Source organism: Methanosphaera sp. ISO3-F5 (assembly GCF_034480035.2).
Classification (GTDB): Archaea; Methanobacteriota; Methanobacteria; order Methanobacteriales; family Methanobacteriaceae; genus Methanosphaera.
In genome coordinates this window covers 2,233,691-2,255,816 of record NZ_CP118753.2, presented here as the reverse complement: position 1 = coordinate 2,255,816, position 22,126 = coordinate 2,233,691, and the positions used below count along the sequence as shown (strand labels likewise).

The 22,126-nt window shown below is 32.6% G+C and carries 14 protein-coding genes, 2 rRNA genes and 1 pseudogene (1 of these 17 only partly in view); 5 read left to right on the top strand and 12 right to left on the bottom strand.

Features of this window, described 5'->3' with window-relative positions; translation table 11 throughout:
* Window positions 1-48: 48 nt before the first annotated feature.
* The 3 genes from PXD04_RS21685 to thiD all read left to right on the top strand — a co-directional run bounded on the left by PXD04_RS21685 (window position 49) and on the right by thiD (window position 3,377).
* Window positions 49-1,878, top strand: coding sequence for an SAP domain-containing protein (locus PXD04_RS21685; protein WP_323736883.1), 1,830 nt, complete (start codon window positions 49-51; stop codon window positions 1,876-1,878).
* A 67-nt stretch (window positions 1,879-1,945) separates the two neighbouring features.
* Complete coding sequence (gene cofC, locus PXD04_RS21680) at window positions 1,946-2,632, top strand: 2-phospho-L-lactate guanylyltransferase (protein WP_323736882.1); 687 nt, start codon at window positions 1,946-1,948, stop codon at window positions 2,630-2,632.
* Entirely contained in the window at window positions 2,610-3,377 is a 768-nt protein-coding gene (gene thiD, locus PXD04_RS21675; RefSeq protein WP_323736881.1) for a bifunctional hydroxymethylpyrimidine kinase/phosphomethylpyrimidine kinase, read from the top strand. Before cofC ends, thiD begins: the two co-directional genes overlap by 23 nt.
* Before the next feature lie 22 nt (window positions 3,378-3,399).
* Here thiD and PXD04_RS21670 read toward each other — a convergent pair whose 3' ends face one another.
* The 5 genes from PXD04_RS21670 to PXD04_RS21650 all read right to left on the bottom strand — a co-directional run bounded on the left by PXD04_RS21670 (window position 3,400) and on the right by PXD04_RS21650 (window position 6,822).
* Window positions 3,400-3,825 (bottom strand): acetolactate synthase, encoded by a 426-nt coding sequence (locus PXD04_RS21670; protein ID WP_323736880.1) that lies wholly within the window; start codon window positions 3,823-3,825, stop codon window positions 3,400-3,402.
* A gap of 12 nt (window positions 3,826-3,837) precedes the next feature.
* A complete protein-coding gene (locus PXD04_RS21665) occupies window positions 3,838-5,166 on the bottom strand; it encodes a phenylacetate--CoA ligase (protein WP_323736879.1) in 1,329 nt (442 codons plus the stop codon).
* 11 nt (window positions 5,167-5,177) lie between these two features.
* Window positions 5,178-5,849 (bottom strand): metallophosphoesterase, encoded by a 672-nt coding sequence (locus PXD04_RS21660; protein WP_323736878.1) that lies wholly within the window; start codon window positions 5,847-5,849, stop codon window positions 5,178-5,180.
* A gap of 141 nt (window positions 5,850-5,990) precedes the next feature.
* Entirely contained in the window at window positions 5,991-6,545 is a 555-nt protein-coding gene (locus PXD04_RS21655) for a DUF2096 domain-containing protein (RefSeq protein ID WP_323736877.1), read from the bottom strand.
* Window positions 6,538-6,822, bottom strand: a complete 285-nt coding sequence (locus PXD04_RS21650; protein WP_323736876.1) for a DUF749 family protein — start codon at window positions 6,820-6,822, stop codon at window positions 6,538-6,540. The genes PXD04_RS21655 and PXD04_RS21650 overlap by 8 nt, the downstream gene beginning before the upstream one ends.
* 218 nt (window positions 6,823-7,040) lie before the next feature.
* Between PXD04_RS21650 and PXD04_RS21645 the strand changes: the two genes are divergently transcribed.
* Window positions 7,041-8,246, top strand: a complete 1,206-nt coding sequence (locus PXD04_RS21645; protein WP_323736875.1) for a cytosine permease — start codon at window positions 7,041-7,043, stop codon at window positions 8,244-8,246.
* Window positions 8,247-8,465: 219 nt separating this feature from the next.
* On the opposite strand, the gene hdrB is transcribed toward PXD04_RS21645, so the two are convergent.
* The 4 genes and pseudogenes from hdrB to PXD04_RS21625 all read right to left on the bottom strand — a co-directional run bounded on the left by hdrB (window position 8,466) and on the right by PXD04_RS21625 (window position 17,301).
* Window positions 8,466-9,365, bottom strand: coding sequence for a CoB--CoM heterodisulfide reductase subunit B (gene hdrB / locus PXD04_RS21640; protein WP_323736874.1), 900 nt, complete (start codon window positions 9,363-9,365; stop codon window positions 8,466-8,468).
* Between the two features lie 29 nt (window positions 9,366-9,394).
* A pseudogene (hdrC, locus tag PXD04_RS21635) lies at window positions 9,395-9,853 on the bottom strand (CoB--CoM heterodisulfide reductase subunit C); the annotation flags it as partial.
* Window positions 9,854-10,204: 351 nt separating this feature from the next.
* Window positions 10,205-11,164, bottom strand: a complete 960-nt coding sequence (locus PXD04_RS21630) for a cysteine synthase family protein (protein ID WP_323736873.1) — start codon at window positions 11,162-11,164, stop codon at window positions 10,205-10,207.
* 302 nt (window positions 11,165-11,466) lie between these two features.
* The gene (locus PXD04_RS21625; protein ID WP_323736872.1) at window positions 11,467-17,301 is read right to left on the bottom strand and encodes a Cna B-type domain-containing protein; all 5,835 of its coding nucleotides are present in this window, start codon (window positions 17,299-17,301) and stop codon (window positions 11,467-11,469) included.
* A gap of 509 nt (window positions 17,302-17,810) precedes the next feature.
* Between PXD04_RS21625 and PXD04_RS21620 the strand changes: the two genes are divergently transcribed.
* Window positions 17,811-18,527: an archaeosine tRNA-ribosyltransferase gene (locus PXD04_RS21620; protein ID WP_323736871.1), complete on the top strand. Its 717-nt coding sequence runs from the start codon at window positions 17,811-17,813 to the stop codon at window positions 18,525-18,527.
* Window positions 18,528-18,940: 413 nt separating this feature from the next.
* Here PXD04_RS21620 and dph5 read toward each other — a convergent pair whose 3' ends face one another.
* From dph5 to PXD04_RS21605, 3 genes are all read right to left on the bottom strand, one after another.
* Complete coding sequence (gene dph5, locus PXD04_RS21615; protein WP_323736869.1) at window positions 18,941-19,732, bottom strand: diphthine synthase; 792 nt, start codon at window positions 19,730-19,732, stop codon at window positions 18,941-18,943.
* Window positions 19,733-19,885: 153 nt separating this feature from the next.
* A 5S ribosomal RNA gene (gene rrf, locus PXD04_RS21610) occupies window positions 19,886-20,007 on the bottom strand.
* 200 nt (window positions 20,008-20,207) lie between these two features.
* Window positions 20,208-22,126 (bottom strand): 23S ribosomal RNA (locus PXD04_RS21605) (it continues 1,109 nt past the right edge of the window).

The following is a 22,126-nucleotide window of genomic DNA, read 5'->3' as shown; positions in this document are numbered from 1 at the left end:
TAAATCTTATTTGTAACTTGAAACATATAGTATAATTAGGTTGTATATATGGTTAAGTTTAATTGTATTGTTAGGGAAGATAATATTGGTAAGACCATTTCTGTTGATGGAATGGTTGATGCGGTTGATATTGAAGAAACCCTTAAAACTAGATATGCTTATTTGTATCAGTCAATGCTTGATACAGGATATAAGGTTAAGGTTAATCATTGTACTTATTTTAAGGAAATTGTTTTTAAGAAGAAAGTTGTTGGATTTTGTGCTTACACTATTATTAATAGTGTTTCCAAGTTATCCCTTGTTTCCACGTATATTTTACCTGAATTTCGTAAGAGAGGTTTGTTTTTTGATGAAATTAACCATACTTATGAAGAAGGAAATGAGATTAGTATTTTTGATCCACCATCCTTTGTTATGAAGCTTCTTATTAAGTATGGTTTTGCTAAGGATATTGGTAATAATCTTATTGTTAGTTCTATTATGTTAGATGTTCCTTCTACTTCCATCACTGATATTTATGGTAGTGATAGTGTTGAGTATAGTGATTTTACATATTCTACTAATGTTTATGATTATAATTTGTGTGGTTCAGTGATTATTGTTGATGAAGAAAAGGAAATTGTTTATATTTCTAAGTCATCAGATAAGGATAATGAAAGGTATGATTGTCTGGAAAAACGTGCAAATATTGATGATGAGTATTATGTTAATATTATAAAGCATGTGCAAAATAATAAGCAAATTATTGATAAGTTTATTAACAATATTGAACAAAGTTATGCTTCATTTAATGAGGATTATTCTGATAAACCAGATTTTGAGGATTTTAAGAAGTTAAATCAGGAGCAATCTGAGAGGGAATTGTCTGATTATTTTAATAAAATTGATGAAACTAAGAATTCATTATATGATCCGTCAAGCATTGATAAAGAGAAGTATATTTTAGCTTTTCAGAATGTGGGTATTTATGATTTTATCCGTACTTTTGAAGAGAATAATAATATTGAATTAACTAATAGTATCATTAAGATTGATTATGATTTTAAGCCTGATTATATTAAGAATTTAGTCTTGAATGAGGGTTATATTAGTAATGAATCCAGTAGTGAAGAAGTTGATGAGTACCTTAATTCGTTGAAGGTTAATGATTTGAAGAATATTTTGAAGGATAATCATTTGACTGTTACTGGTAATAAGTCTGAATTAGTTGATAGGATTAAGGAGTATGTTCCTTCAAGCAGTGTTTTAGATAAGGAGTATTCTATCTCTGATAAGGGTTTGGAATTTATTGAGTCTCATGAAGATATTGAGTTTTATAATTTATTCCTTAAAAATTTCTATTATTATGAGTTTAAAGATTTTCTTAATTGTCATGATGGCAGCATTACTGAGGTTAGTAAGGAGTTTCTGAAGGAACATTTATATTCTAGTGTTAAGAAGAAGGATAATAAGGCTTATACGGATAGTATTAATGCTCTTGCATTTATAAATGAATTGAATAATGATCTGACTGAAGGATTATATTTTGAGTTAAAAAAGTTTATTATTGGTTTAAACCCATTATTCCTTGATGAATCTTCTTATAATTATTATCAGCCTATTAGTAAGACAAATATTGATAATATTAATTTATTATTATTTAAGGGCGATTTTAATTTAAAAGAAGAGTTTAAGAAAGCATGGGATAGTATGGAAATTAATAATTTCATGGTTTCATATTCTAAATCATTCAAGACATTAGATGAAATGTTATCCGGTGAAGACAGGGATTATATGAATGATAAAATCAGGGAACTTTATTTAACTAAGAAGACTATTCATGACAAATTAGATAAGTCCAAGCAGTCTACGTTAGACAAATATTTAACATTTAATTAATAGTTTTCCATCAAATTCTCTTCTTTTCAAATACTTATTTTAATAATTTTTTATATAAATAATATGTATGAAAAATTTAATTGCAATAATACCAGTTTCATGTTTTGAAGATTCTAAAACTAGACTTTCACCCTTTTTAAGTCCTAGTGAAAGAATTGAATTGTTGAAGGTTATGTTGAAGGATATTGTTATTGTTATCCGTAAGCAGGTTGATGAGATTTTCATTGTCAGCCGGGATGATAATGTTAAGACATATGCGGATGAATTAAATGTGAATTTCATCCGTGAAAAAGTATATGATGATGATTTTTTAAACCATGCATTGAATGATGCTATAAAGGATGTTAAGGGCAGGTTTCCATGCAATGATATTCTTATTTTACCATCTGATATTCCTATGATTAAAGAGGAACATGTTGCTACACTTCATAGTATGGATAATGATTTGATTATTAGTCCTTCTAAGGGTGGTGGAACTAATTTGTTATGTTTTAATAATGAATTTGATTTCCATGCCTGTTTTGGTGATATGAGTTATTTTAAACATATAAACTTGGCTAGTGAATTAGGTATGTCCATAAATCTTATTGAATCGTTTTATGTTTCTTTGGATATGAATACTCCTGAGGATTTAGGGGAGTTATTATTGCATGGTATTGGTACTTATACTTATGAATTTCTTAGAAGTATTAATATTATGGTTTCAAGTAATCATGGAAGGGAGAGATTGAATGTCACACGAGATGAGAGATAATTGTTCACTTAGTATTGCGGGGTTGGATCCTTCGGGTGGTGCGGGTATTCTTGCTGATTGTAAGACGTTTCATGCGCATGGAATTTATGCTAATTGTGTTGTTACCTGTATTACTGCTCAAAATCCTTTTGGTGTGATAAATATTCAGGAAGTTGACTTGGATGTTTTATGTGATGAGATTGATCAGGTTTTAAGTGTTTATCCTATAGAGTATATTAAGACGGGTATGTTGTATTCTAGTGAGATTATTAAGTTAGTTTCTGGTAAGATTCGTGAGTATGGTGTTAAGGCTGTTGTTGATCCTGTTATGATTAGTGAGAGTGGTAGTGATTTAACTAAGCTGGATTATCCTGAATGTTTGAAGAAAGATTTGCTGAAAGAATCATATTTAATAACACCAAATATACATGAAGCAGAACAGTTATCTGGAAAACAAATAAGTAACGAAGAAGACATGAAAAGTGTTGCAGAATATTTAGGTAAAAAGACTAATGTTGTGATTACTGGAGGACATCTTAACGGAAATGACATTTTATACTATGAAGATGAAATTCATAATATTGAAGGAAAACTAATACCCTCAAAAAATACTCATGGAACAGGATGCACATACTCAACAGCAATAACAAGCAACCTAATCAAAAAATATGACATCATCGAATCATGCAAAAAAAGCAATAACTTCATACAAGAAGCCATAAAAAATGGATACAATTATACCCCAAATCAATTCTACAAAAAATAGATAAAAAAAGGGCATATACAAATTATATTGTATATGCTTCATCTTCAACAACTGAAAAACCATTATCTTTTAATAAAGATAACGATAACTCATTATCCTCTGTTCTTAGAACAACCAATGCTTTTGAAGTTTTCTTTTCAACAAAAGCATAAATATATTCAACATTAACATTATTATCATTTAATAATAACAGAGCTGCTTCCAATCCACCCGGCTGATCTTCAACCTCAATTGCAAGTACATCTGCAATACTTACTGCAAACTCTTTTTCAAGTGCTTCTTTAGCTTTCTTAGTATCAGATACTATTATCCTCAATATACCAAAATCGGATGTATCTGCAATAGATAATGCTCTTATATCAATGTTTTCTGTTTTTAATGTGTTTAATGCTTTCCAAAGTCTTCCTTGTTTGTTTTCTAAAAATACTGATAATTGTTTTATTGCCATTTTTTATCATCCCTAACTAAAATCTCTTTGATCAATTACTCTTACTGCTTTTCCTTCACTTCTTGGTAAGGAGTATGGTTCTGCTAATGTTACTTTAACACCAATACCAATTGCTTCCTTGATTTTCTTAGCTATAGTTTGTTTGAAAGTAGCTAAGTTAATTAATGAATCTGTAAAGTTGGCTTGGTCAAGTTCCACTTGTACTTCTATTTGGTCAAGTGTACCTGGTCTTGATACTATTATTTGATATGCTGGAGATAGTTCATCCATTTTCATAATGACTTCTTCAATTTGTTTAGGGAATACAATTACTCCTTTAACTTTAAGCATGTCATCGCTACGTCCAGTAATTCTACTCATACGTACTGTTGTTCTTCCACATTCACATTTATCATAGTTTAATGAAGTTAAATCTTTTGTTCTGTATCTTATTACAGGCATTCCTGTTTTTGTAAGTGAAGTGAATACTATTTCTCCTTCTTCACCCTCAGGTAGTGCTTCTAATGTTTCAGGATCAATTATTTCTGGGTAAAAATGATCTTCTGCGATGTGCATTCCATCTTTAATATGACATTCTGTTGACACTCCAGGGCCTATTACTTCTGTTAAACCGTAAATGTTTTGTGCGGATATGCCGAACTTATTCTCTAGTTTTTGTCTGATTTCTTCAGTCCACATTTCTGCCCCATATACTCCTCCCCGTAGTGGAATTGTTTTTGGGTCTATGCCTTCTTTTTCGAAGGATTCTGCTAAGTATAGTGCATATGATGGTGTGCAACAGAGGAAATCTGCAGGGAAATCTCTGAGGAAGTTCATTTGTTTTTGGGTGTTTCCTGAGGACATTGGTACTGCTAGTGCTCCTATTTTTTGTGCTCCGTATTGTGCTCCGTGTCCTCCAGTGAATAATCCGAATCCATATGCTACATTTACTACATCATTTTTATGTACTCCTACACTTGCTAGTCCACGTGCCACACATTCTCCCCAGATTTCTATGTCTTTTTGGGTGTATGCTGCTACTGTTGGAATTCCTGTTGTTCCACTTGTTGAATGTACTTCTACCCAGTCTTCTTTTGGTGCTGCTTGTAAGTCGAATGGGTATGTTTTTCTTAGGTCATCTTTTGTTATGAATGGTAGTTTTTGTATGTCTTCTAGTGTTTTTATGTTTTCTGGTTTTACTCCTGCTTCATCGTATAGTTTTTTGTAGAATTCCACGTTTTCGTATGCATATTTTACTACTTTCTGTAATCTTCTTAATTGTAGTTCTTTTAGGTCTTCTCTGCTCATGCATTCTCTTTCTGGGTTAAAAATGTATACGTCTTCTTCTTTAAATTTGGACATGATTTTTTTCCTCATTCTATGGTTATTAATTGAATATTTAAGTTTTTGTTTTGGATATCATCTTCGTTTAATTCTATTATACATGCGTGTCCTGTTGATGCGTCTCCTGGATTTATTATTGTGGTGTTTCCTATTTTATCTTGGCCTATTGATTCGTGTACGTGTCCGCATAGGTTTAGTGTTGGTTGTGTTTCTTCTATTATTTGTCTTATTCCACTGCTTCCTACGTGTGCTCCTGATTCTATTTTGTCTGCGTTTGTGTTTAGTGGTGGTGCGTGTGTTACTAGTATTGTGAAAGAATCTGATGATAATTCTTCGGAGTATTTATTTAATTCATTGTATAATATTTCATCAGAGAATTCGTTTGTTGTGTCGAATGGTGTTGGGTTTGAGCCACCAAATCCTACTAGTTTTATATTGTTTATGTTTGAGACATTGTCATGTATATTTATTGCTTTTGATTTGTCAAGTAATTCTGGTGAATTCTTTGGATCACAGTTACCAAATAATGCATGAACATTAGCATAGTCTGTAAGTTTATCCAAAGTGTCTACGAAGAGTTCTTCTGGACCAAACTCTGTTACATCACCAGTAACTATTATTTCATCTACAGAATTTTCATCTAAGTAATCATATATTTTTTTAGGATTACTATGAATATCAGTAATCATCAAAATTTTCATTTTAAAAATAACTCCATCTAATTAAATATCAATAAACTATGTTATATTTTTTAATATTAATAGACTTTACGGAAAAAAATGTATTATTTTAAAAAAAATAAGAAAAAAATAGAAAAAATAAAAAAAGAATGAAATTTTAATTCATATTTCTGATAATTGTTCAGCATAAAAAGGAGCCATCTCCTTTAATGCTTTTTGAATATTATCATTTTCGCCGAATACAAAAACGGACAAATCATTATCATCAAATTCTATGATAACATTTTCGTATTCACATATTTCTATGAACCGTTCCTCATGAATAGGTTGTTTGAAGTTAAATCTTACAAAATCAAAATTTGCTGGCATACCAGGTATAAATTTTGATTGAATCTTAGATTGCTTGAAAACTTCTTTACCTTTAGAAGCATCTAATAACTTTTGTTCCCACTCAGCAACAAAATCTTCTCCTTCCATACCTGCCATACCCATTAAAGTTGTTTCAGCATTATTGAGTAATGAATCGATATTGGGTAATTCCTTGGCACGATCAGGTTCTGTAGGATCTTGAAGATAAAAGCTAGTTAATGATCGGGCATATTGAAGATTTTTAATTACTCCACTGGGAACATCATATTTTTTATTCAAAATTTTTAATAAATGATCAAGAACAACCCATCTCTGTTCTAACGGGTCTTGTAATTCTTGACTAGCCATTGAGATGACCTTCTAATATTTTTCTAATGTTAAAGTTGTAAATTTTACCGTCTAATGTTTCATCAATTTCTTTATCTATTTCATCCATAGAGTTATAGTCATCTAGGAATAATATTTGGTAACTTGTTGTATCTTTAACTTTTAATACGGCTATTTTATCAGTTTCGGAAACTTCTCTGTTTAACATGGTTGCTTTGTATTCAACAAATTTTTCATAATCTTCTGGTAGGTCTTTTTGAGTAAATACTCCAATTAATTCTACAATAAATTTCTGCATAAAAAAAATCTCCTAAGAGTTATATTAATATTAATTTATATTTTATTTGTTTCTTTAATTTTAATTTTATTTTCTTATATTATATTTATATTCTATAATAGTTAATATTATGGATTATCCAAACTTTTATAACAATAGTTATATTTTTATAGAAGCCAAAAGAATATAATAATAGAACCCAAAAAAAAATAATAATACAAAAAATAAAAGGAAACAAAATGAAAAATCGCACAAATCTATTAACAAATGCAATAATATGGTTTGGAGTAGCAATATCAGTATCAGAAATAGAAGCAGGAATAGGAATAGGAAACGCATCCACAATAAGTTCATCATGGCTACCACTAATACTAGGACACATACTAGGAGGAATACTACTCTTCCTAGTAGGATACATCGGAGCATCATTACGAACAAATGCAATGGAAATGACAACAAAAACCTTCAGCAAATACGGAGCAAAATTTTTCGCAACACTAAACGTACTACAACTAGTAGCATGGGTCGCAGTACTAAACGCACAAGGAGCAACCGCAATAACCAGCCTAAATCTTCCAATATCATTCCCAACAATATGCATAATCCTAGCAATACTAATAGCAATATACGTATATATAGGCCTCCAACGCATATCCAAAATCACAACAGTAGTCATGATAATACTCACAATATTACTAGCAGCACTATCAATAAAATTATTAAACATAAACCCAACAAGCATATTACCAATAACACAACCGATAAACAACAACCCCCTAAGCTTCTGGAATATCTTTGAAATATCAATAGCCATGCCAATATCCTGGCTACCCGTAATATCAGACTACACCAAAGATGCTGAAAAACCACTTAAAGCAACATTAATATCAGCACTAGCATATACAATAGCAAGCATATGGATGTACTTTATAGGAATAGAAATTGCAAATATTGGACCAACAGTTACCATCGCACAAGCAATCCTACTAGCAAACCTGGGAATATCAGGAATAATAATCATAGTAATTTCCACAGTCACCACAAACTTCATGGCAGCAAATTCAGCAGGAGAATCTGCAAAAGTCATATATAATAAACTTAATCCCAAAATAGTAGGTATAATTGTTAGTGCAATAAGTGCCATACTCGCAATATCAGGTATAATGAATTACTATATTAATTTCTTATACCTTATATCATCAGTATTTGCACCAATGGCAGCAGTTCTATTAATTTCATATTACTGTACAAAACAAGAAAATAAAACAAATAATTGGTATTGGAACATGTTTGCATGGTTTGCCGGATTTATAACATATACACTAACAGGATATGTTGATTCAATAGTTCTAGGCCCTACATTACTAGCAATTATTGTATCAGGAGCATTAACTTATCTTGGAATACTAATTAAAAAACAGATAAAACCAGGCAGAGTACCCTAAAAATAATACAACACCTATAAGAAGATTCGTTTAAATGAATGAATCTCTTCTTATAGAATTAATACCAATTACTTTTACTCTTTTTTTAAATAAATAACATCTTTAACTATAAAACTATAACTCATGAAAAATTCTTTTAAAAACAGTAATTTTCTAATAATGAAAATGGGGTGGTTAAGGAATATAACTAGTTAAAGTTATATTATAGGAACACTTAATTTATTCTGCTGCTTCTTTAGGTGTGTTCATTTTTTCAACTAATTCAGTAGGATCAACTACTTGTTTGTCAAGTGTTAATTCTTCTGGTGATAAGCCCATTGCTAATCCGTATAATTGAGCTAAGTGTAATACAGGAATTGCAAAGTTTGTTCCGTATTGTTCGTTAACTTCAGTTTGTCCTACATCGAATTGCATGTGACAGAATGGACATACATCTACGATAGCATCTACGTTAGCTGCTGACATGTTGTCTAATTTTTCTTTGGTGAAACTGGTTGTTACAGCTTTGTCTCTTGCTCTTAAACCTCCACCTGCTCCACAACACATCATTTTGTCTGCGTATGGTACTGATTTAGCTCCAGTAACTTCTACAAGTTCATCTAAGATTTTTGGATTTTTAGGGTTGTCTATTTGTAATTCATCACTTGGTTTTAAGAAGTGGCATCCGTAGTGTACTGCAACATTTAAGTTTAAGTCTTTTTCCATTACTTCTGCAAGTTTTTCTAGACCTACATCGTTGTATAATACTTCTGCGAAGTGTCTTACACCGGTTGAACCTTTGAATTCACGGTTTACTTCTGAGAGTGATGCGTTTACTTTACCTTTTAGGTCTGCATCTTCTTTTAATAAGTCGTTAGCTTCGTGGAGTGAACCGAAACATCCGTTACATTCGGTTAATATTTCTGCTCCCATATCTTCTGCAATTGTTATGTTTCTTGCTGCGATTGTTGCCCAGGTTTCTTTATCAAAAGAACCGAATACACCTGGTGCAGGACAACAGGAAGCTCCTTCCATATCTGCTAATTCTACACCTAATTTGTCCATCATTACTCTGGTTGATTTTTCAATTCCAGGGTATCTGTTGTTCATAATACATCCTAAGAAATAAGCATATGCCATATTAATATCCTCCTATTAAATCTTCAAAATTATTCTTTTAATTCACCGGAAGCCCAGTCATATCCAATTAATTCATCAAATGCTGTTGCTTTGATTAAAGTTTGTACTTCTTCTAATGCTGCTGCATCTGCATGAGTTGTTGGTGGTACTTCTGATAATCCAATTTCTTTTCTTAAAGCTTTTGTTGCATCGTTGATAGGTACTGCATGACCTGTTTTTGCTACAAATGATCCAGTCATTTTGTGTGCTTTTGCCATGTAACCTTCGTGTGCTGCTACATTTCTGATTGCTTTAACAATTTCTACGATTTTTATGTCACGAGGACATCTTTCTTGACATTCATAACAGGTTGTACACATCCAAAGTGCATCATCTGAGATAACATCTTCTTTCATTCCCATTAATGCTTTTCTTACTAATCTTCTGATCATGTAAGGGGTTCTTCTACCTGAAGGACATGCTCCTGAACATGTACCACATTGGTAACAGATTGCTAAACTGTCTGATCCGTTTGCCATGATTTCTTCTTTGAATGTTGGATCAATATCTTTTTCAGTAATTAAGTATTCACTATCATTTAATAAAGACATATTTTCACTCCATTGATAAATACATAATATAAATTAATTTTTTTTATAATCCAATATTGATGGATTATGATTGATGCACCTAATTCACCAATCATTTTTAGATAAATGTTTAATAGTTAACTTGTAGAAATTTACTCTTAATTATAAACTTCTATTATTAAATTTATTTGTATAGTATTTAAAGGTATCAAAAAAAGAGAAGTGTGTTACCCTAAAGGTAACACCATTGTGGGAGTAAAAAAAAATATATCATAACACTTCGAAACCAATCAGTTTAATCTTGTTTGAAAATAAACCAGGCTTATTATCAATATCTTCAGACAACTTAGTAGTTATATACTTCTTATTATCATCAGGAAAAACAGTGGCAATCCTTAAATCATCATCATCCATCAAAACACTAGCCAAGAAATTAGCACCACCAGAAATTCCAATACCCAACCCAAACTCCTTAGCAATAAGTTTAGCCATATTAATAGCATCACAATCATCAATCAAAACAATATCATCAATCAAATCCTCATCCACTATGCCCGGTATGAAATCATCACCAATTCCTTCAATCATATGACTGCCCTCTTCCATACCCATTTTAAGAATAGATAACGTGGAAGGCTCCAAGGCAAAAACTTTTGAACTTGGATTGTTTTCTTTCAATCTTTTTCCAACACCCATCAAAGTTCCACCAGTCCCAATACCAGAAACAAAAGCATTCACTCCAGGTAACTCATCTATGATTTCTTGACCGGTAGTTTTATATTGTGCCTCAACATTTAATTCATTATCAAATTGTAGTGGCCTGTATGCTCCTGTTTCATTAGCAAAGTCTTCAGCCAATTCAAGTGCTCTTTTAAATCCGCCTTCTTCTTTAGAAACTAGGTGTACATGTGCACCATACATTTCAATCAATTTTCTTCTTTCTAATGACACCCAATCTGGCATGAAAATATGAACATCATGTCCAAAAAGTGCACCAATAGCACTGAACGCTATACCCGTATTTCCACTGGTTACTTCAACAATACTTTGACCTTCGCTTAAATTACCATTTTCACGTTCTTTCTGAATAATATACAATGCAATCCTATCTTTTATACTACCAGAATAATTATAAAATTCAAGCTTAGAATATATGCTGCTTATTTTTCCTTCATATTCATAGTCAATCTTAATCATTGGCGTATTACCAACTAGCTTATCAATATTCATAATAATCCAACTCAAACAATAAAAAAAAATATAATAATTCATATAAATATTTAAAGATACCACTCTTTTAGAAAAAGATGATATACACCTAAAAATAATACTTCTTTGATTAAATATTTAAAAAACATTAAACATTAACTTTTCTATAATGAGCAAAAATAAAGTTTAAATAAAACTAGTAATTAATTAATCTGAGTAATATTTCCTATTAATTGGAAAAACCACATAACATGTTTATTGAAAAATAGAGTATTAATACATCAATCTAAAAAAAAGGAAAAAAAATGAAAGAAAATTTTTAATTATTCTTCTACATCTGCACTTGATTGTGAAACACTTGGAGCAGAACTTCCAGCATTATTACTGCCAGAAGAACTACTACTAGCACTATTAATGCTTGCAACATTACTACTGCTATCACCATTATTGGAATGTTGTGTAGATGATGGAACTTTTACTTCACCCGCATCAATTACTGGTTTGTCATAATTATCAGGATTAGTTGTGTTAATATCATCACTAGTTGAAGGAATATCATCATTTTTATATTCAACAGTTATTGAATCAGGTACATCTTCAAGATCTTCATAATCTATTGTTATAGTACCATTTTCGTTGAAATGAACTATTTCAGGATCTAATCCTTCTTTTGACAGTATAACTATGAAATCTGCAAATGATATTTTTCCTGATAAGTACTCATTATACAATTGTATGTATAACCTGTAAAGGTATTTAGTGAATAATGGTATGCTATGACCATGTCCATTGTACCTGTTATATCGGTACCCACTAGATCTGTACCAGTTATACCTGTATCCATTGTATCTTGAATATTTATAGTATCTTGACTGTACATTCCATGTATTATATGAACTGTATCTGTATCCATTTATTCTTGCAGGCCTATCATCTGATGGATTGTCAGGTCTATCAATTGGTTTATTCTCTGGTATGATTTCAACCAATTTCCAAGTCCATACAAGTTGTGGTCTGTGAACATTAGTTATTACGAATCCACCGTCTTCTTCAGTAATTGTCTTAGTGTAACCATTTGGTGTTATTTCATCAACGGTATACTTGATTAATTTACCATTATCATATTTAGGTAAGTTATCAAATATTATATTCCAGTCATCATCTGGTGAAACCGTGATCTTTTTAACTTCTTTTCCATCAGCATATAAGACTAAAGTTACTGTATCAGGTCTTATTCCATCAATGTCTTCAAGGTCATCCCATTCAATTCTTACAGGAACATCTACTGTTTCTGGCCTGTGAATATTAGTTATTGTGAAATGGTTGCCATCAGCTGTAATTGTTCTGGTATAACCATCCGGTAATACTTCATCAACAGTGTACTTGATTAGTTTACCATCCTTATATTTAGGTAAGTTATCAAATATTGTGCTCCAGTTATCTTTTGTCACTACAACATCCTTGATTTGCTTACCATTTTCATATAAGATAACAGTAACTGTATCAGGTCGTATACCATCTTGATCATCAAGGTCATCCCATACTATATCAACTTTCACATCTATTGTTTCAGGTCTGTGAATATTAGTGATGTTTATTTCATTATCACCTATTTCTATGGTTCTTGTGTAACCATCAGGTAATATTTCATCGGCTGTGTAGTTGATTGGTGTTCCGTTTTCATATTTTGGTAAGTCTTCGAAGATAGTTTTCCAATCATCATCAGGAGTTATAGTCACATTCTTGATAGGTTCATCATCCTTATACAGGATAATGGTCACATTTTCTGGTCGGATACCATCTTGGTCATCTAGGTCGTCCCATTCAACGTTAACTTTCACATCAACAGTTTCTGGAGTGTGAACATTTGTTATTGTGTATCCATTAATTTTTGTAGTGTAATTTTTAATATTATCTAACTCTTTAATGGTATATACTATGTCCACGCCTTTCTTTGTTTTAGGTAGGTTTGTGAATGAGTATTCCCATAGGTCTATAGCTCTTAGTGTAACTGTCCTGTATTTTTCTCCGTTAGCTAATAACTGTATGGTGATGAGTTCAGGTCTTAGCTTATCTCTGTTGTTGTCATCATCCCAAACTTTTTTCACAGTTATGTTGATTTCTTCTGGTCTGTGTATGTTTGTGATTATTATTTCGTTGCCGTTTATTTCTATGGTTCTTGTGTAACCATTTGGTAATATTTCATCTGCAGTATAGTTGATTGGTGTTCCATTCTCATATATTGGTAAGTCTTCAAAGATTGTTCTCCAATCATCATCTGGTGAAATGCTTATATTCTTGATAGGTTCATCATTTTTATATAGTGTGATTGTCACATTTTCTGGTCTGATCTCATCTATATCATCTAGGTCATCCCATTCAACAATCACGATCACATCCATTGTTTCGGGTGTGTGTATATTGGTTATGGTATATCCATTGTATTGTACTTTGTATCCAGTTGGTATTCCTATTTCGTCTATTGTGTATTTTATAGGTTTTCCATTATAATTTTTGTCTAAGTCTTTGAATGTGTATTTCCAGCTATTGTTCTCGGATAGTGTTACTCTGTCAATTTCTTCACCGTTTCTTAGTAATGCTACGCGTATTCTGTCGGGTCTTATTCCGTCTTGGTTGTTGTTGTCTTTCCAGACTTTATTAATTGTTATGTTAATAGTTTCTGGAATGTGTACGTTTCGTATTATTACTTTGTTGTTTTCATTTGTTACTGTGGTTGTGTATTGTGGTACTGGTGTTTCTGTGATTGTGTAACTGATTTCTTCTCCGTTTTCATATTTTGGTAGGTTTTTGAATATGTGTGTCCAGTTGTTATTGTCGGATAATGTGATATTTTGTGTTGCTATTCCGTTCTTGTTTAGTTGTACTTGTATTGTTTCTGGTCTTATTCCGTCCTGGTTGTAATTAGCTATCCATTCTTTTACAACGTTTATTTCTATGGTTTCTGGTGTGTGTTTGTTGGTGATTGTGAAGCCATCGTATGTTGTTATGTATCCTGGAGTTAATCCTATTTCTGCGACTGTGTATACTATTTCTTTACCATCAAAGTTTTTGTTTAAGTTTGTGAATGTGTATTTCCAGCCATTTCTTTCGGATAATGTTCTGGATTCATATACTTCTCCATCACTTAGTAGGACTATTTGGATATTGTTTGGTCTTATTCCGTCACGGTTATTGTCATCTTCCCATACTTTGTTGATTGTTATGTTGATTGTTTCTGGGTTGTGTTTATTTACTATTGCATATTCATTTTTTGCAAGTGTTTTTAATTCACTGGTATAACCTGTTACTGGTGTTACTTCCTGAACGGTATAATTTACTTCTTCGTCGTTAACATATTTGAGCAGGTTATCAAATGAGTGTCTCCAATAGTTTGCTTGGCTTAGTGTTACTGGGTTTCCTTGTTTTTCTCCGTTTGCATATAATTGTACTTGTACTGATGTTGGTCTGAGTTTATCACTGTCGTGATTATCATCCCATTCTTTTATTACTTTTACGTGTGCATGTTCTGGATCGAATATGTTTGTTATTGTTATAGTATTTCCTGTTACGTTTATGGTGTTATAGTATTCTTCTGGTAGTATGACTTCTTTTACTACGTAAATTATTTCTTTTCCGTCAAAGTTTACTGGTAGGTTTGTGAATGTGTGTCTCCAATTTCCGTTAGAGGTAAGGGTGGTTGTTTCACCATATTTTTCTCCGTCTGCAAATAATTGTACTTGCACTGAGTCTGGTCTTAATTGATGTTCGTTGTCATGATCATCCCAAACTTTTATCACATTAACCTCTTTGACGAGGGGTACGTGTTTGTTTAGTATGGTGAATTCATTGTTAACTTCTGTTATTGTAGTGGTGTAATTATTTACTCTGATTTCTTGAACGGTATAATTGATTTTTCTTCCATTACTGTAAACGTCTAAGTTTTCAAATTCATGTCTCCATGAGTTTGCAGTGTTTAGTGTAACAGTATTTATAACTTCACCATCAGCTAATAGGTTTACAGTTACTTGGCTGGGTCTTATTCCATCCCTGTTATGATCATCATCCCATTCTTTCAGTACTTCTATGTCTTTTGTTTCTGGTATGTGTGTGTTTGTGATTGTTAGTCCCTTGTTTGTTACTGTGTATCCTTCTGGCATACTTGTTTCTATTATCCTATATGTTATTGGATTTCCGTTTTCGTTTACTGGTAAGTTTCTGAATGTGTAGGTCCAATGGTTGTCCCTGGTTAGTCTTATTGGGTTTTGGTATGGTGTTTCATCTTTTAGTAGTTGTACTGTTATGCTGGTAGGTCTTATTCCATCCTGGTTATTGTTGTCGTTCCAGTTTTTATTGACTGTTACATTTCTTGTTGCTGGAATATAAGTGTTTGTTATGATGTATTCATTGTTTATGTTTCGTATATTTGTAGTGTATCTGTTCACGTTTCTTTCACGTACTGTGTAATTTATTTTGTTTCCATTGTTGTATACTGGGAGGTTTCTGAATGTGTATCTCCAGTTAGTATTGTTTATTACTACTGTTTGTTTTAATGCATTGTTTGCATATAAATCTACGGTTATACTTTTTGGTCTTATTCCATCACGGTTGTTATCATCATTCCATTCTTTGAACACTTCTATATTCTTAGTTTCTGGGATGTGTGTGTTGGTTACAACATAATTGTTAATGGATGCTTTATATCCTGTTGGAGTATTTAATTCATTGATGGTGTAATTTATTTCCTGATAATTCTTATTGTATCGTGGCAAGTTTACATAATTATATGTCCAATTATTTCCTGCATATAATACTATGTTATCCCCATATCTTTCACCATCAGCTAATAATTGTATTGTAACGGTATTTGTTCGTAGACCGTCTTGATTGTTTGAATCGTTCCATACTTTTCTAGCTGTGAAGTTTACATCATATGTTTGTTCGGGTACACGATATTCTACAATTACACCATCTATGTGTATACCACCAGTTTCTGTTTTAATTACATATCCTACAAAGTATATACCATTGTTGTCATTGTTTTCTTTTGGCATGTTGTCAGGTGGATGTCCATCAATATCAGGATAGTATCTTTCATCAGTTAAAACATATTTCATATCTGGATTGTTTGTTTTTAGCATTTTCCAGAAAACTATACCTGAATTACCATAAACAATATTATTAGTAGTATAATTCTTATATCTTGCTTTGGTAAGTGTAGAACCATCTACATGGTACCATCCTGTACCGTTTGCACTGCTTGCGAATGTGTAGGTGTAGTATACTCCTTTGTTATAAAATCCTTCCAGATAAATTCTTGCTAATGGGAATGGTATTAGTTCAAAGTTCTCAGGTTCATTAGTAACCTGGACAAATTTTGTTTTATTAACTAATTGTACATGACCATACCTATCATATTCACCAGGGTGATGTATTTCCCCTACATCATTGTATAAATTCTGGAATTCATCACTGGTTAAGTTAATATAAACTGATTCCTGAGTATTGTTTAGTTTCTGTGCAACAATAGTTAATAGATCATATTTACCATTTTTCCTATCTAAAGGACGTGTTTTATACTTTTCAGCCAATACTGGATCAGTTAATTTCTGAGGATTTATTAGTAAATCAGCATATCCTGCATGGTTTCTGATATTGGTTATTACTGGCAATAATGTTTCATCATGACTTGCGTTATAAATTGTTTCTGCTCTTGCTGCTTCATCTGTTATTTGTTTAACTATTTTTTTCACTGATTCAGGTATTTGTTCTTTGTCATATGTTGATTGAGCATTATCAATTTCTATTTTTGCTTGTGCGAATGCATTTTCAAGTTTTGTTTTTGTACTTAATTCTATAGTACTTAATTCTTCACTTGGGCTTGCTGATTTAATATTTTTCTGTGTTTTATGGATTGACTTTTCCTGTTTATGGCTAATATTTGTTACTTCACTCTGTTTCGTTGTTTCTATGTTCTTTAACGAGTGTTCTTTTTGAATGTTTTGTTGTGTGTTTGTTTGTAGTGACTGGGTTTGTGTGCTAGTTTGTGTTGTTGTTACTGTTGTTGTGTCAGGAGTATCTTGTGCAATTTCTTCTGCAGAAACTACTGTTAATCCTATGAGAATTACTGTTATAAACAGAAATATTGCGCATTTATTCATAATTTTTCGCTCCCTGTATATTGAATTGTTTAATAATTAAAAACTTAATATTTATAATGAAATATATCAAATACTAAATTCTTAATTAATTAATTAGTAGTATCCTTTTATTTATATAATTTACTTAATGATTCTTATTTTTGAAATTATAAACTATAAAGAACCAATTTTACAAATAAATGAAAAAATGGAATTTATCAATAACTATGTTTAATGAGGAATAAAATAGAAAATCAATATTCACTTATTAGAAAAAAAATTAAACAATATTTATTTTATTAAATAAATACTTAAAAAGTAATACTTTATAATTATAATTAGAAAAAGAAAGTATTTAATAATATAAGAAATAAAAATACTATAAATAAGAAATAAAATCTAGTATATTGGAAGATTAAAACTATTTATACAAGAAAATATATTATAAATATTAACTAAAAAAAAGGATTATGCTAATTTTTCTGTAAAACAATAAAAAAAACTAATATAAAAAAAATGGAGCTCATAAAATGATAAAAATAAATTCACATGATGGTCCTGCAAGACTAGGAAAAATAGAAGATCAAACAACACCAATACTATATGATTACAAAGAAGTAAAAAAAATAGAAAATATTGCAACACCCTACAAGATACAGAAAGAAATAGCAGAAGAATATGTGGAACAAACAATAGACTTAGCAAAAAAAGAAACAAACAAAGACAAAATAGGCGTAATCCAAGGAGCACAATATACTGATCTAAGAGTAAACTGTGCACAAAAACTAGAAAAAGAAGGATATACAACATTAATGTTTGCAAATACAGATGAACTTCAAAGAAATCCCCAAGATTTACTGGAAATAATAATTGAAACAAGAGAAAATATAAAACCAACAACATCATTATACTTCCCCTTTGCAACAACACAAATAATACCTATTCTAACATACCTGGGAATTGACATATTTGATAACTCAAGGGCAATATATGAAGCAAAAAATAATCATCTAATGACTAACAACAACATTTACACAGAAGAATACAATATAACAGAAAACATACTAGAAGAAAACATGAAACAACTTGAATTCACAATAAAAGAAGTAAGAGAAAACATGAAAAACAAAACACTACGAAACCTAACAGAACAAAGAGCAACAACAAATCCAGAACTAATGACACTACACAGACTAATGGATAAAAACTATCAGAAATACCTTCTAAAATACACACAACTATACTAGAAAAAATAATAAACTCCAAAAAAATAACATTATACTATTTTTTTAAAGGAAAAAAAAGAATAATAAAAAATTTAAAATAAAAAGTTTAGTAATCGCCATCAGAAGATGCTATAATACGATTATAAGTACGACGAGCAGCTGAACCATCATACCCAATATAGACATTACATAGCGAATTATCATGTTTAGTACATATAACCCTATAAAAATTAGTAGACTTATCATGTACAAATTGAATATCTTTATACAAATCATGAGAAATATGATTACCTTTAATTAAATCTATTGTATCACTGTCTGTAAAATTCAATTCAAACCCTTCTATTGATTTTCATAAATTATTATATCACATCGAAAAAATTTTTTATTATATAATTAATACTTATCAATACAAGTATTTAAAAGCTACGAATTTATAAGTAATCTTTGAGTAATACCTCAGAAATATTTGATAAAGTAATCAAAGCCTCAGCTTCAACAAAATGCAAATCACCCGGAACAATCAAACAATGAAGAGGTCCACCAAAATCAAAATCAATAACCTCAGAAACAGTACCACCCTTAACTAGAGGCTTATCACTACCAGCCCTGGCAAGACCAACAACAATAGTATCATCAGTAAAAACTTTTTCCCCACGTTCACTTTCAACTTTAGACAAATAACGTAAAGCCTGATTAACAGTCATGAAACGATCCTTATGAGCCTGAATATCCAATAACACAAGAGTATGTAATCCCAGTTCCTTATTAGATTTAATCACATCATATGGAGAATGAGGGAAAAAATTTTCATCCGGAAACGGAACAGTAGTAGTTTTACCAAACTTATAAGCCTGAAGACCAGTTAAACCAGGAGCTGCAGAAAAAATACTGCTACCATGAATAATTCTAGTTTCAACACCTTTCTTAACAGCTTCAACATACAATTCAGTATGAGTAGTAGCCATCAGAGGATCACCAGCAACAACAAAAGCAATGTCCTTAGTTAAAGCTTCCTCAATAACCACATTACGATCTTCCACATCTTCACGTTTTAATGTTACGAAGGGTACATCAACCTTACTAATTAAATTATCAATATTACCCCCCATCAATTTAGCAGTATAAAACTCAGCATAAATACAGTCAACACTCTTCAAAGCATTGAATCCTTTAAAAGAAATATCATCTTCACTATATAATCCTAAACCTATAAAATATAACAAAAAATAACCTCCATAATAAAAAGTATGAATTAAATAGTATTAAAATTTAATGAAAAAAAAATAGAAGCATGAACTCATTACAAAAATCAGAAAAAACTACATAATAAATTCCAAATAAAAACACAAAATAAAACAAGTAAAGTAAATATTAAAGGCCGGCAACTTTCCGAAATTCCCATAAGCTTACCACCTATAGTACAAAACAGAACGTAGATAGACTTTATTACTGAGATCGAGACGAGATCAGATGTGACCCTATCGCTTTGGTCGCCGTACCAGATAAAATCGATAAATGTAAATACCCAGAAAAAAAACTAATAATAACCAAATACTGAATACACCTAACTAGAATAAAGAAAAAGCCAATAACACAATAATCTCATGCCAAACTATCAATCCATGCACAACAGAACAACACAATACAGTCATCCCATAACAAAATAATTGCCAATGCTTGAAATTATATTTAATATGAAATTTGTGAAAAATCGGGTGTTGGAAACCGCGGACTTAACAACTCGAAAAAATCTCGAAGCTTACATCCCAGCCCCATCAAACAAGTCTTCTACTCATACCCTAAAAAAGCTGCTTATTTTCACGGAATACCTCAGGCTTAGATGCTTTCAGCCTTTATTATCATAGTGCGTAGCTGCCCAGCAATGCCTTATCAGACAACTGGTAGACCAGAGACACCGACGGCTCGTTCCTCTCGTACTGGAACCACCTTCCGCTCAAGCAACAAAACACTTCTATTAGATAGCAACCAACCTGTCTCACGACGGTCTAAACCCAGCTCACGTTCCCCTTTAATGGGCGAACAGCCCCACCCTTGGGTGCTGCTGCACACCCAGGATGGAAAGAACCGACATCGAAGTAGCAAGCCGCAGGGTCGATATGGGCTCTTGCCTGCGACCACCCAGTTATCCCCGAGGTAGTTTTTCTGTCATCTCAAGCCCCCATCGACGAGGACATTGAGGTTCGTTAGGCCCGGCTTTCGCCTCTGAATTTCTTACTATTCGAAATACAGTCAGGCTGGCTTATGCCCTTACACTCTACAGTGGATCTCTGTCCCACTTGAACCAACCTTTGGGCGCGTTTGATACCTTTTCAAGCGCGTACCGCCCCAGCCGAACTGCCCATCTACCAATGTCCACAACCCATACTAGCTGTGTTAGAGACACAGTCACAAGAAAGTAGTGTCTCATGAACGACTCAACCACACCTGACGACATGGCATCGAAGTCTCCTACTTACGCTGCATACTTGCAACCAAGCCTCAATAGCAGACTGCAGTAAAACTCTACGGGGTCTTCGCTTCCCAATAGAAGTCTCTGGCTTGTGCACCAGAATAGCAGGTTCACTAGGTTCCAGCTAGGGACAGTGGAGATTTCGTTCTACCATTCATGCAGGCCGGTACTTGTCCGGCAAGGCATTTCGCTACCTTAAGAGGGTTATAGTTACCCCCGCCGTTTACTGGCGCTTCACCAGGTTGAACCCCAGCTTCACGTGCCAGCACTGGGCAGGTGTCGCCCCCAGTACACACCCTTACGGGCTAGCTGGGAGCTATGTTTTTATTAAACAGTCGAACCTCCCTAGTCACTGCGACCAGCTACTACACATAGCTGGCACTCCTTATCCCAAAGTTACGGAGCTAATTTGCCGAATTCCCTTAGCTGGTTTACCCTAACACGCCTAAGTCTACTAAACTAGGGGCACCTGTGTCGGATCTCGGTACGGATACACAACCAAAACAACCATTCTCTTTTCAAGGACTCCATGACTAAACCAACAACCACCCAAAAAAACAGGCAGCTCATCACAAATACACCAAGTTCTCACTATTACAGTTCTCCCTCAGCTTACAAAGCTTGAATAAGACGACAATCTTACAAGGCATATCACAAAGTGTCAAAAATGGTCACATAAACGTTACCGTATAAATTGTGCAGGACAGGAATATTAACCTGTATCCCTTTCGAATAACTGGACTTACCGTTACCCTTAGGACCGCCTAACCCTTGGCTGACGAACATTGCCAAGGAACCCTAGCCCCTCCGGCGATAAAGATTCACACTTTACTTTGCTGCTACTACTACCAGGATCCACATTCCTGCAAGATCCACTGGAACTCACACCCCAGCTTCAAATCCAACAGGACGCCTATCTACAAAATCACAGACAACAAATCTGTGTTCATTGGTATCGGTAGCCGACTTAACCCCTTCCATTTTAGATGCCAATAACCTCGATGGGTGATCTGTTACGAACTCGTTAAAGGATGGCTGCTTCTAAGCCCACCTCCCCACTGTCTAGGGCTATTGACTCCCTTAAACTAATCCGGCATTTAGGGACCTTAACCAAAGTCTGAGTTGTTTCTCTCTCGGGACACAGGCT

What these genes read in the sequence shown, in the direction of transcription:
- PXD04_RS21685 (WP_323736883.1), top strand. Translation starts at nt 49, where the DNA reads ATGGTTAAGTTTAATTGTATTGTTAGGGAAGATAATATTGGTAAGACC.
- cofC (WP_323736882.1), top strand. Translation starts at nt 1,946, where the DNA reads ATGAAAAATTTAATTGCAATAATACCAGTTTCATGTTTTGAAGATTCT.
- thiD (WP_323736881.1), top strand. Translation starts at nt 2,610, where the DNA reads ATGTCACACGAGATGAGAGATAATTGTTCACTTAGTATTGCGGGGTTG.
- PXD04_RS21670 (WP_323736880.1), bottom strand. Translation starts at nt 3,825, where the DNA reads ATGGCAATAAAACAATTATCAGTATTTTTAGAAAACAAACAAGGAAGA.
- PXD04_RS21665 (WP_323736879.1), bottom strand. Translation starts at nt 5,166, where the DNA reads ATGTCCAAATTTAAAGAAGAAGACGTATACATTTTTAACCCAGAAAGA.
- PXD04_RS21660 (WP_323736878.1), bottom strand. Translation starts at nt 5,849, where the DNA reads ATGAAAATTTTGATGATTACTGATATTCATAGTAATCCTAAAAAAATA.
- PXD04_RS21655 (WP_323736877.1), bottom strand. Translation starts at nt 6,545, where the DNA reads ATGGCTAGTCAAGAATTACAAGACCCGTTAGAACAGAGATGGGTTGTT.
- PXD04_RS21650 (WP_323736876.1), bottom strand. Translation starts at nt 6,822, where the DNA reads ATGCAGAAATTTATTGTAGAATTAATTGGAGTATTTACTCAAAAAGAC.
- PXD04_RS21645 (WP_323736875.1), top strand. Translation starts at nt 7,041, where the DNA reads ATGAAAAATCGCACAAATCTATTAACAAATGCAATAATATGGTTTGGA.
- hdrB (WP_323736874.1), bottom strand. Translation starts at nt 9,365, where the DNA reads ATGGCATATGCTTATTTCTTAGGATGTATTATGAACAACAGATACCCT.
- PXD04_RS21630 (WP_323736873.1), bottom strand. Translation starts at nt 11,164, where the DNA reads ATGAATATTGATAAGCTAGTTGGTAATACGCCAATGATTAAGATTGAC.
- PXD04_RS21625 (WP_323736872.1), bottom strand. Translation starts at nt 17,301, where the DNA reads ATGAATAAATGCGCAATATTTCTGTTTATAACAGTAATTCTCATAGGA.
- PXD04_RS21620 (WP_323736871.1), top strand. Translation starts at nt 17,811, where the DNA reads ATGATAAAAATAAATTCACATGATGGTCCTGCAAGACTAGGAAAAATA.